This window comes from Enterobacter sp. 01-M-02-SI-ECC, from assembly GCF_047530595.1.
GTDB classification, from domain to species: domain Bacteria; phylum Pseudomonadota; class Gammaproteobacteria; order Enterobacterales; family Enterobacteriaceae; genus Enterobacter; species Enterobacter cloacae_M.
Map to the genome: position 1 here is coordinate 1 of NZ_JBLKCZ010000049.1, position 11264 is coordinate 11264.

The following is an 11264-nucleotide window of genomic DNA, read 5'->3' on the forward strand; positions in this document are numbered from 1 at the left end:
CAAAGGCCAGGCCTCAGCATTTTATTATGGTGATCCCCTGGGCGAAATGCGCCTGGTAAGCAGAGTTTTTGAAATGTAAGGCCTTTGAATAAGACAAAAGGCTGCCTCATCGCTAACTTTGCAACAGTGCCTTCTATTGCCCAAGCTATTGTCACCACGCTGCGGGAGCGGAAGGTGTTACTTCCCGCACCTGACACAATAGAGCGGATCGGCTTTGCCGGCCGCGTAATAGCCCGCCGTCGCGCCGAGGCTGCCCTGATATCGGGCCTTTCAGCCGAAAAGCTCCAATCCCTCGATGATCTTTTGACGGTTGATCCCGAGATACGACAGACGCGATTCCATTGGCTGCGATCTGCGCCAGATGCTCCGGGAGCAACCAACCTGGTCACGCTGACCGACAGGATCGCTTTCATCCGCGCGCTCGATATCGATCCCCGACTACAAGCCCGCATCCACTCCGGTCGCTGGGAGCAGATGGTCCGGGAGGGCGATGTGACACCGGCATGGCTTGCCGCCGACTTCAACGCCAGTCGGCGGCGCGCGACGATCATCGCGCAGATCATCAAGCTTGGGCAAAAGCTCACCGACGCCGCAGTCACCATGTTCATCAAGCTGATCGGCAGGCTGTTTTCGCAGGCGAATAACCGCAAGAAGCAGCGCCATGTGAACACCCGGATGGAGACGGCTAAGGCACTACGGCTGTTTCTCGACACGATATCGGCTCTTCAGTGCGCCAATGACAATGATGAAGATGCAATTGAAACGCTCGACCGCCACGTCGGCTGGCATCGCTTGGTGCAGGCAAAGCCGACGCTTGCGGCGATGGTGGAAGACAATGACGCCTCACCCTTGCTTATTGCAGCTGAGCAATATGCCAATGTTCGCAATTATGCAGGCCGGTTCCTCCTGACCTTCACATTCCATTCAAGTCGTCGGTATGATCCTTTGCTGGCAGCGATCGAAACACTCAGATCCCTTTACGCGGAAGGAAGGCGCGTGCTTCCCGAACGTGTCCCGATCGCTCATCTCGGCGCGGCGGAGCGTAAACTGATCTTCGGGCAGGCAAAGGCCGATCGCCGTCTCTATGAGATTGCAACACTGGCAGCGTTGCGCGAGCGGCTTCGTTCGGCCGACATCTGGGTCGAAGGCAGCAGGGCGTTCCGGCCGATAAATGAAAATTTCATGCCCCGCCCTACTTTTACCAAGCTGAAGGAAACTGACCAGCTTGGGCTCGGTGTGCAGCGCGACGGGGTGGCTTGGCTCACCGAAATGCAACAATTGCTGGACTTCAATCTGAAACGTCTCGCCCATCGCGCCCGCAACGGCAAACTTGAAGGCGTCCGTCTCGATGCCGGAACCCTGATTGTAACACCGCTGGCGAGCGAAGTGCCCGCTGCAGCCGATGAACTAAATATCGAACTCAGCGAAATGTATCCGCTTGTCGAAGTGCCGGATCTCTTAAGAGACGTGCATGAGTGGACCGGCTTTGCCGACCAGTTCACCCATGTTCGAACGGGCGATTCACCGCAAAACATTCCGGCCATGCTCGCCGGCACGCTCGCGGACGCCACCAATCTTGGCCCGAAACGTATGGCCGGAGCCTCCAAGGGGATCAGCGCCCATCAGATCGGATGGATGCGCATGTTCCATGCCCGCACGGAAACCTATCGCGCAGCGCAGGCATGTGTGACCGACGCCCATGCGCGTCATCCCCACGCCCAGCTCTGGGGAACAGGGACGACCGCATCATCTGATGGTCAGTTCTTCCGGGCCAGTGATCGTGCCGCCAAACGCGGTGATATCAACCTGCATTATGGCAGCGAGCCAGGCTCGAAATTTTACAGCCACCTTTCCGATCAGTACGGCTATTTCAGCATTCTGCCGATCAGCCCGACCGAGAGCGAGGCAGCCTATGTTCTCGACGGCCTGTTCGACCACGACACCATCCTGGAGATCGAGGAGCACTTTACCGATACCGGAGGTGCGAGCGATCATGTATTTGCCCTCTTCACTCTGATCGGAAAGCGTTTTGCGCCTCGGCTGCGCAATCTCAAGGACCGGAAGTTCCATACTTTCGAAAAGGCCGACTCATATCCAGCACTGGCCAACCATATCGGCGCGCCGATCAATACCGCCCTCATTCTGGAACACTGGGATGACCTTCTCCATCTGGCGGCATCAATCACGACACGCTCTGTTGCGCCCTCAATGATCCTCAAAAAGCTGGCGGCATCCTCGAAACCGAGCCAGTTGGCGAAAGCCCTGCGTGAGCTCGGGCGCATCGAGCGATCCCTGTTTATGATCGAATGGTATTCCAACCCGGCACTTCGCCGGCGATGTCAAGCCGGTCTTAACAAAGGAGAATCCGCCCACAAGCTCAAGCGGGCCGTTTTCTTCCATGAGCGCGGCGAAATCCGCGACCGATCGTTCGAAAGTCAGGCATTCCGTGCCTCGGGCCTCAACCTTGTCGTCAGCGCCATCGTCCACTGGAATACCGTTTATCTCAGCCGTGCCGTAGCCCATCTGCGTCAAAGTGGTCGAACTATCCCCGACATATTGCTCAAGCATGTCTCGCCACTCAGCTGGGAGCACATAAATCTCACCGGCATCTATTCCTGGGACACCGAGCAGCAGATGCCCGAAGGCTTCAGGCCATTGCGACTTCCTGGAAGAATCCTCCGCGCTGCATGACGTTCCCGCTCCGTTCGGTCTTAGCGTACGATTTCGAGCAGCTCTTGTTCTGACCCCGAAATGGCATCGCCACCTTCGGGCCCAGAGGGCTGGCGACGCTCGCCTATGGGAGATCGCGGTGCTGTTCCATCTGCGCGATGCGTTCCGCTCCGGAGATGTCTGGCTTACTAGGTCCCGGCGCTATGGCGATCTGAAACACGCACTCGTTCCGGCACAAGCCATCGCGGAAGGCGGTCGTCTCGCTGTGCCATTGCGGCCGGAGGAATGGCTGGCAGACCGGCAAGATCGCCTCGACATGCGGTTGCGCGAGCTTGGCCGTGCCGCTCGCGCAGGCACGATCCCGGGCGGGTCGATTGAAAACGGCGTTCTGCATATCGAGAAACTCGAAGCCGCCGCGCCGACAGGCGCCGAAGATCTGGTGCTCGATCTCTACAAGCAGATCCCGCCCACGCGCATCACCGATCTCCTGCTGGAGGTGGATGCGGCGACCGGCTTCACCGAAGCGTTCACCCATCTGCGCACAGGAGCACCCTGCGCTGACCGGATCGGGCTAATGAACGTTATCTTGGCGGAAGGGATCAACCTCGGCTTGCGCAAAATGGCGGATGCGACAAACACCCACACCTTCTGGGAATTGATCCGCATTGGACGGTGGCATGTCGAGGGCGAAGCCTATGACCGGGCGCTGGCCATGGTGGTCGAGGCACAGGCAGCGTTACCCATGGCCCGGTTCTGGGGCATGGGCACGTCGGCTTCGAGCGACGGACAGTTCTTCGTCGCTACAGAGCAAGGTGAGGCCATGAACCTGGTCAACGCGAAATATGGCAATACCCCGGGCCTGAAAGCCTATAGCCACGTCTCCGACCAATATGCGCCGTTCGCAACCCAGGTGATTCCTGCAACGGCAAGCGAAGCGCCTTACATCCTCGATGGCCTGCTGATGAACGATGCTGGACGCCATATCCGCGAGCAGTTCACCGACACGGGCGGCTTCACCGATCACGTCTTTGCCGCATGTGCCATTCTCGGCTACCGGTTCGCTCCGCGCATCCGCGACCTGCCATCCAAACGGCTCTACGCGTTCAATCCGTCGGCCGCCCCGGCGCACCTGCGAGCGTTGATCGGCGGAAAGGTCAACCAAGCCATGATCGAGCGCAATTGGCCCGACATCCTGCGCATCGCCGCCACCATTGCTGCCGGGACCGTCGCGCCAAGCCAGATTCTGCGGAAACTCGCCTCCTATCCGCGGCAGAACGAGCTCGCGACAGCCCTGCGGGAAGTCGGTCGCGTCGAGCGCACCCTGTTCATGATCGACTGGATTCTGGATGCCGAACTCCAACGGCGTGCCCAGATCGGGCTCAACAAAGGCGAAGCTCATCATGCGCTGAAGCGGGCAATCAGCTTCCACCGCCGCGGTGAAATCCGCGACCGTTCCGCCGAAGGCCAGCATTACCGCATCGCCGGCATGAATCTGCTCGCCGCCATCATCATCTTCTGGAACACCATGAAGCTCGGCGAGGTCGTTGCAAACCAGAAACGCGATGGAAAGCTGCTATCGCCCGATCTCTTGGCCCATGTTTCGCCGCTCGGATGGGAACACATCAATCTCACCGGAGAATATCGCTGGCCAAAGCCTTAGCGTAGGATTCCGCCCCCTCCCGCAAACGACCCCTTTCCTACGGCGAGCAACACACCGCCCGCCCGCTACTGACCCCCGATGAGGTCCGCAACCTGCCGCAACATGTCGAATTGCTGTTCCTCGCCGGGCAACGGCCCATCGTCGCCGGCAAGCTCGCCTATTATGCCGATACAGAGTTCCGGGGCCTGTATGACGCTCCCTGACGTGACAAGGAAGCCGGACCCGGCGCTGTGGCCAGGACTTTGTTACGAACGGACCCTCCGGCTCTCTACGGCGCTATTGGGGAGCGCGTTCGCCTCCGGGCCGGCGCGGCTTGCGCCGCGATCAACCCGCCGACCTGGCGCAAGCCTCTATTCAGGGAAAACCACGGCCGCGATGGTAGCCCCCGGCCGGCCCGCTCTCATCATCTAGGGCCGTAGGGACGGCCGGGGGCGGCCACACACGCAAGCATTAGCGTATTAAGCTAATACGTATCAACGTGCATAAGGTTCGATCGGCGGCAATCCGTGCTGTGCCAGCACCGCCGTCAGCCCGGCCTCGGCCATCGCCTGAATTGTCGTTCCCTCTGCATCCGCGAGCTGGCGAAGGCGCTGCCAGTCCGATCGCCGAACCTTGACCGTAAGTGCGACAGTCTCGCCCCCTCCCCTCTTTCGCCTCGGCGTCGGGATTTCCACGGCCGGGCGGTCGTCCTCGATCGCTGCAAGGCTGGTGGCTGCCGCGCCGGCTTTCGGGCGGGTGAAGGCCGCAAGGCCGGTTGCTTTCTTTGCCATAGGTTCCGCTCCTTAGATACGCGCTTACGTATTTAGCTATTTACGCTCTAACGTGTCCTTGATCCACGCCCACAAAGCCCGGATTTCCTCCGCCGCTTTCCCTTCGGCCTCGAACTCTGTCACGGCACTGCCGGTCGTGACAGCGCGGGCGAACGTGCGCCGGTCGGTAATCTCGCCGGGAACGATCGGCAGGCCGTAGGCTTCAAGCGCCGCGCGCGTCTCTCCGATCTCGGGCGCGCGGAACGGGCAGGCTGACAGGACGAACGCGCCGCGCACCTTCGCCGCCGTCACGATCTCGACGGCGGCCGGGACCGCAGCGAGGTCAAACGCGGACGGTCGAACCGGAATCAAGACCAGCTCCGACCTACGGGCTATCTGGCCTGCCGCCGGGGCGGCATGGGGCGGGGCGTCCACTACGGCCAAGGTCATACCCTCGCCCTCGGCCGCCCTAAGCGCCGCGTCCAGTTCCCCGGCCTGCGCCGTGGCGACGATCGGCGTTCCAGCTTCCCGCGCGCTTGCCCATGCGGTCGCGCTTTCCTGTGGGTCCGCATCAATGACGCAAACCCGTTCGCCTGTCGCCTCGGCCGCCACGGCGGTATGAACCGAAAGCGTGGTTTTTCCGCTGCCGCCCTTCTGGCTCAAAAACGCAATGACGTTCATGCGTCAATCCTTTTTTGCGTGAATACGTATTAAAGCATATAGCTAGGGACGTTACTACGTCTTTAAGCTAGTGCGGCCATTCCTCGGCCGGCCAGTCCTGCGACGTGTGGATGACGCGCACGATCACGACGCTTTCCCGGCCCGCCACGTCCCGCAGCTCATAGGCGATGATGTAGGGATGCCGGGCGAGGGACTTTTCATAGGTTCCGCTCACCCGCCCAGGCCGTCCGGTCGCAAATTCGCCGAGCTTGTTCCCGGCTTCCTCGATCGCGTCCACGACCCGTTCGGCGGCGAATGGGTTGTCCTCTGCGATATAACGCAGGATTTCGAGGTTATCCCGCTGCGCCTCAATCGACCAGAAAACCGGCCTCATCCGCGCGCAGCTTTCCGGCGCTTCGCTTCCTCGATAACCTCACGCATTTCCGCGATGGCCTGCGCGTGGGGAATCACTCGGCCAGCCGCCGCATCGGCCATGCCCCGCTTGATACCGTCGATGATTTCAAGCTCGCGATCGACATAAGCGGCGACGGCCTCGCCGGCGAGGAAGGATTTGCTTCGCTGCGTGTCGGTCGCGATCCGGTCGAGCTTTTCTTTCACATCGGGCCGAACCCGAATCGTCATGGTGGTGCTAGCGGTCATAGAAATGCCTCCGTTGTGCTGAATTGTGTACACCTTAGCACGCTTCGCCGGCCACCGCCACCGCCGTCTATCACGACAATACGCTGAAACGTCAATACGTATTTACGTAAATAGTTGAGCGCCGGCCTGGTCCCTTTTTCCTCTCGAAAGCCCATAGGGCGTTGGCCGCAGGCGCGAACGATGCGGGTTAGGTGGTGAGGTGCCGTTTCCCGGCCCGCCTATACGCGGGCCGGAACCGCCGCAGGGCCGCGAAAGCGGTCCGAACAGCGGCTACCGTTTATGTTCCGCCTCTTAGATAAAGATCAGATGGGGATTCAGTCTGCTTATCGGACTCACGTTTCATCACACCCTTTGCCAACATCACGAGAGCCTTTCCGAGCGCGTTGTCGCCGGCGTCGAGCTGCGTTCGCTCATCGAGGAGTAGGGTGTTCTTGTAGGCGTCGATTGCCTCGCTCCAAGCCTGTTGATCCTGTCCATGATCGGCAGGCGGGGGCGGGGCCTTGCCGAACCGGCCAAGGAACTGCTGGGCCTTTTCCGGCAGGGACAGGCGATAGGCGTTGCTGGCCTGCTGGACCTGTGGGCCGCGCCCCTCGTTCCCGGTAGGTTCGTAGCGCCGTAGCCAGTCAATGAAACCATGCGCCCGCAGGTTCTTCAGCGCCCGCACGATCGTATCCCGCGAGCGGCCCAAGCGGTCCATGATCGTGCTGATTGACGGCTCAAGCCGGCCGGTGCGGAAGTCGATGAGATTGACGAACAGCCGCAGCACGTCGAGCGCCACTGATCCAAGCGGGCCGCTGCGCTCGCCCTTCTCACGCAAACCGGCCTCGTTGTAGATTTCAGCCGCTTTCAAGATCGCCTGCACGTCCTTGCGCGTCGTCGGCCGCCATATGCGGCCCTCCGACCGCCCCCGGAAATGGCTGCGCCGGCGAACTGGCGTCGGGCAACGCGCGGCCGGGGGAGGTAGGACCAGGCTAAAGGTTTCCTGTCCCGATCCGCGCAAGGCGGCCCGGCGCCCATGGGCGAGCGTCGTAAGCTCCCCGGCCTCGTCGTCGGTGAGCTGGCCCGCGCCGTATCGCGTCCAGACCTCCCGCATGATTTCATCAAGCGCGTTCCCGCGCGCGCAGCCGATCGCGGCCGCGTATTGCGTCCTCAACATATGCCCTTCGTCCCTTCCGTTCGGAGACATGACGGCGCGGACGGCAGGCACAGCTTTCCCCGTTTCCGCAAGGAATCAATCTTGCGAATTGGAGTGCTCTAGCGTAGATAAGGGGAGAGCTTGGCCCCGTTAGCTACGGTGTGTCTGACGGCCTACAAAAACGCTCGACCGTTGGCGCGGTCGGGCGTTTTGCCGTTATGCCCTTGGCTGATGCTCGATATAGAACCTCAATGCTTCCTCGATGATCGATGCGCGTGCTGACACGCCCCGTTGCTCCTTGATCTTATCGATCGCCTCGACAAGCTCGCCCGGAACATAGGTATTCAGCGCCACACGACCGGCAGCCATCTGCCGTGCCCTGTGGGCGGCAACGCTCTTCCGAATCTCTGCTGCGCGCTCCTTCATGTTTACAACTAACGGCAATCCATCCGATTCTGCAATCCCTTGAGTACGGAACCGAAAAAGGCACTACTTGAGGGCGAGGCCACCACATGCAAAAACGTTAGTGCGTTAATACGTATTTGCGTTTTATAGAGTTTAAGTGCAATGGCTTTGTAGTCATTGGCTTATGGCCGCTTTCGAGATAGGAAAGCTGTATGATAGAAGCATCGAGTACCACCTGCATCGTGCTCCCGTTCGCCTGACGCGAGGAGCTTGAGCGAGGAACGTCATGTTCTTCGCAATAGATGTCGTGCGCCCGGAAAAGAGCGACGGCTAGATATGCAGAGAGAACCCCAATGAACAACTACTTCGAAAGCCCGTTCAAGGGCATCACGCTAGGGTCAGGACCCATTGATTTGAACTGACGGCTGTGATTCAGATGGGCGTATAGGAGCCCGACTGATGAGTAATTTGTTTTGGCTGACGGACGAGCAAATGGCTCGTCTTCAGCCCTATTTCCCCAAGAGCCATGGCCGCCAGCGCGTTGATGATCGACGCGTTCTGAGCGGCATCATCTTCGTCAACCGCAACGGGCTGCGTTGGCGTGATGCGCCGAAGGAATATGGCCCGGCGAAGACGCTTTATAACCGCTGGAAACGCTGGGGCGACAAGGGCGTATTTATCCAGATGATGGAAGGTCTGGCCGTGCCTGAAGCCGCAGAGCACAAGACCATCATGATCGATGCGACCTATCTCAAGGCCCACCGCACGGCTTCCAGCTTGCGGGTAAAAAAGGGGGCGCGGGCCGCCTGATTGGACGCACGAAAGGCGGCATGAACACCAAGCTTCATGCCGTAACGGATGCGAGTGGTCGCCCGATCAGCTTCTTCATAACGGCAGGCCAGGTCAGCGATTACACCGGTGCTGCCGCCTTGCTTGATGAACTTCCCAAGGCCAAATGGTTGCTGGCCGACCGTGGCTATGATGCCGACTGGTATCGTGACGCTTTACAGGCGAAGGGGATCACTCCCTGCATTCCAGGTCGAAAATCCCGCAAGAAGACCATCAAATACGACAAACGCCGCTACAAACGGCGCAACCGGATCGAGATCATGTTCGGGCGTCTCAAAGACTGGCGGCGTGTCGCTACGCGTTACGACCGGTGCCCAATGGCCTTTCTCTCCGCCATCGCTCTCGCTGCGACCGTTATCTTCTGGCTATGAGCAATGAGTCCTGACCCTAGCGCATATCAAGCCAGAGGAGCCTGAGGTACTTGGTCTTTTAGCCCTCATGGAACTCCAGTGCTCTCGGCTGCTTGCCCGACAAGATCGTCAAGGCTTGCCAGTGCCGCTCGATCGTCAGGATCGTGGCTTGTGGGATCGATTGCTCATACGTCGAGGTCTGGAGATAGTTGAGCGAGCATGCCGCATGTCGTCTCCCACTGGATGGTATCTTCTGCAAGCGTTGATTTCTGCTTGTCACGCGCGGGCTGCGAGCTTTCGAGACACCAATTGGCGAGAGATACTGGCGAGATATGACGCGCTCTTCCTGTTGAGCCCTACATACGTAGTTGCCCTCAATCGAGCAGTCGCTGTGTCGTGGGCCATGAACCCCGCTGCAGGGATGGCGGTCCTTAAGGCGATTGAGGACGAGTGGGACGTGGAGACCTACCCGCTTTTTCACGCGACGCGGGCGGATTTCCTTTCGCGTCTTGGTTTCCAAGACCAAGCTGCGGCAGCCTATCAGGCTGCGGCCGTACTCAGCACCAACCTACCTCAAAAGTTGTTCTTGGTCACGCGCGCTGAGGAATGCCTGGCAGGGTCTCGGACAGATGTTGGATAACATCAGTCGATTGACGGTGATTGCGCGCACGTGGACGCGCATCATGACAGGTATGACGAGCCTTTGAACGTCCGCTGGCTGTGCCGGCGCCATCATATCCGGCTGCACTTCTACGGTGAGGACATGTTTCCTATGTGCAGGCCGCATCACGTATGAACGGCGGCTCTCCGGTTATGCCTCAACGCCGCTGAAAGCGTCGCGCGGTCAGTCAGCCATGACGATCATACCTTATTCAGATCATGCGATCGGCGCCCTGCCATCAGGAGGATGAAATGCGTAAAGATCAGATCCCGGATTTCGTTGATGAGATCTTCGCCACCGGCTGCCCAATCACCGCAGTAGGACAAGATTGCTATGTTTTGCAGAGAGCGATCTGCTGGCAGAAGACTTCGACCGTGTTGGTGAGGTGGTCGATAAAATCTGCCAGCGATAAGGAAAGCGTGACCATCTGTTGCTGACATCGTCGATCATTTGAGGAGCCTCGGCCGTTTCTACGACCTGCGGCTTGAGACACTCCAATAGCGACTATGGGTCGGTCCGCGCTTTAGAATAAGGGATCTAGACCCTGTCGCCAATTTTGGCCTGACGGGGGTTTCCAGCTACGCCTTCATATGTCGTGCCTCAGCCGCGCTGCAAGCGCCGGGCACTGATGCCCAGCATGCTGGTGGTCTTCACCTTTCCGCCGACGCGCCTGAGGATGATGATTGCCGCGTCCGTGGCCAGCCCGGTGCCGATGGCAGCCAAATGACCCAATTGGAACGGCAGATAGCCCGGCTTGACCACGAGAAGCACTCCGATGAAGCCGATGACCACGGCGGTCCACCGCCGAACCGCGATGCTGAAGCCACAAATCGAGCTTTGCGAGGAGTTTCTTTATCCGTCTCAATGAGATAAGGGCCAACTTTAGATCAAGTGCGTCGTAGTACGGCGTGCACCTTGGGCTTGATCCAGCTATAGTGTAATTGTATGCTGGAAATATGTGCAACCCTGGTGTCTAGGCCGTGCGAAGCCAATCAGGCTCGAAAGTCGTTGCGGGTTGTTATCCGTTAAAGGCGGCGACTGTAGCCGCCGCTATTTGGCCCCTTGATACCATTTAGCATTTGGAGCTTTAGGTTCTATAATTTAACGTTACGCTACAGCCGACACCCCGCTTGCCTGAGCGTTTGGATTTCAATCACTTAGTAGACCAACTTGCGGGTCGACGGTTCGTGTCCCTTCAAGGCGGAGGCTTCGGCAGCTGGCGTCTCTATGCCGCGGTGGTGCTTTTCCGAAACGGAAGTCGCCCATTCGCGTCACGTAAACCGACCGTCAGGCGGTACGGCTTAGGAGAATAATCGCAAAGCAGACTGAGACCACCACCCTCGCGCTACCCTTTGCGCAGGCGTCGAAGGCGATCAGGTGCGCTGATCGAGTCTGTCGAGCACCATCGCTGCAAGTTCATCGCTGGTGTGTGCACCACTATCGAGAACACGGGTTGTGGACGGAA

General features: G+C 59.4%; 10 protein-coding genes and 4 pseudogenes. 7 read left to right on the forward strand and 7 right to left on the reverse strand.

What is annotated here, in order from left to right:
- The 4 pseudogenes from ACMWLG_RS24815 to ACMWLG_RS24830 form a co-directional block, all read left to right on the forward strand.
- Positions 1-79: pseudogene (locus tag ACMWLG_RS24815) on the forward strand (IS6 family transposase); the annotation flags it as partial.
- Between the two features lie 53 nt (positions 80-132).
- Positions 133-2691: pseudogene (locus tag ACMWLG_RS24820) on the forward strand (Tn3 family transposase); the annotation flags it as partial.
- Between the two features lie 52 nt (positions 2692-2743).
- Positions 2744-4330: pseudogene (locus ACMWLG_RS24825) on the forward strand (Tn3 family transposase); the annotation flags it as partial.
- A gap of 56 nt (positions 4331-4386) precedes the next feature.
- A pseudogene (locus ACMWLG_RS24830) lies at positions 4387-4533 on the forward strand (type IV secretory system conjugative DNA transfer family protein); the annotation flags it as partial.
- 270 nt (positions 4534-4803) lie between these two features.
- Here ACMWLG_RS24830 and ACMWLG_RS24835 read toward each other — a convergent pair.
- The 6 genes from ACMWLG_RS24835 to ACMWLG_RS24860 all read right to left on the reverse strand — a co-directional run bounded on the left by ACMWLG_RS24835 (position 4804) and on the right by ACMWLG_RS24860 (position 7903).
- Entirely contained in the window at positions 4804-5100 is a 297-nt protein-coding gene (locus ACMWLG_RS24835; RefSeq protein ID WP_058686924.1) for a hypothetical protein, read from the reverse strand.
- A 36-nt stretch (positions 5101-5136) separates the two neighbouring features.
- Positions 5137-5760 (reverse strand): ParA family partition ATPase, encoded by a 624-nt coding sequence (gene parA / locus ACMWLG_RS24840; RefSeq protein WP_058686925.1) that lies wholly within the window; start codon positions 5758-5760, stop codon positions 5137-5139.
- A gap of 67 nt (positions 5761-5827) precedes the next feature.
- Positions 5828-6133 (reverse strand): type II toxin-antitoxin system RelE/ParE family toxin, encoded by a 306-nt coding sequence (locus ACMWLG_RS24845; protein WP_058686926.1) that lies wholly within the window; start codon positions 6131-6133, stop codon positions 5828-5830.
- A complete protein-coding gene (locus tag ACMWLG_RS24850; protein ID WP_058686927.1) occupies positions 6130-6399 on the reverse strand; it encodes a CopG family ribbon-helix-helix protein in 270 nt (89 codons plus the stop codon). Before ACMWLG_RS24850 ends, ACMWLG_RS24845 begins: the two co-directional genes overlap by 4 nt.
- A gap of 277 nt (positions 6400-6676) precedes the next feature.
- Entirely contained in the window at positions 6677-7555 is an 879-nt protein-coding gene (locus tag ACMWLG_RS24855) for a helix-turn-helix domain-containing protein (RefSeq protein ID WP_058686928.1), read from the reverse strand.
- A gap of 195 nt (positions 7556-7750) precedes the next feature.
- Positions 7751-7903, reverse strand: coding sequence for a CopG family transcriptional regulator (locus ACMWLG_RS24860; protein WP_227522300.1), 153 nt, complete (start codon positions 7901-7903; stop codon positions 7751-7753).
- Between the two features lie 495 nt (positions 7904-8398).
- Between ACMWLG_RS24860 and ACMWLG_RS24865 the strand changes: the two genes are divergently transcribed.
- The 3 genes from ACMWLG_RS24865 (at position 8399) to ACMWLG_RS24875 (ending at position 10236) form a co-directional block, all read left to right on the forward strand.
- Positions 8399-9159, forward strand: a protein-coding gene (locus ACMWLG_RS24865) for an IS5-like element ISKpn12 family transposase (RefSeq protein ID WP_085947932.1) whose coding sequence is annotated in 2 segments (ribosomal slippage) — positions 8399-8723 and positions 8723-9159 — 762 coding nt in all. Because the reading frame shifts where the segments join, the coding sequence is not laid out codon by codon here.
- 25 nt (positions 9160-9184) lie between these two features.
- Positions 9185-9778: a DUF6596 domain-containing protein gene (locus tag ACMWLG_RS24870; protein ID WP_306424839.1), complete on the forward strand. Its 594-nt coding sequence runs from the start codon at positions 9185-9187 to the stop codon at positions 9776-9778.
- Positions 9779-10050: 272 nt separating this feature from the next.
- Positions 10051-10236: a hypothetical protein gene (locus ACMWLG_RS24875; RefSeq protein ID WP_004197549.1), complete on the forward strand. Its 186-nt coding sequence runs from the start codon at positions 10051-10053 to the stop codon at positions 10234-10236.
- Between the two features lie 163 nt (positions 10237-10399).
- Here ACMWLG_RS24875 and ACMWLG_RS24880 read toward each other — a convergent pair whose 3' ends face one another.
- Positions 10400-10591 carry a hypothetical protein gene (locus ACMWLG_RS24880; RefSeq protein WP_040234282.1) on the reverse strand — a complete coding sequence of 64 codons (192 nt, stop codon included), beginning with the start codon at positions 10589-10591 and terminating at the stop codon, positions 10400-10402.
- Positions 10592-11264 lie beyond the last annotated feature (673 nt).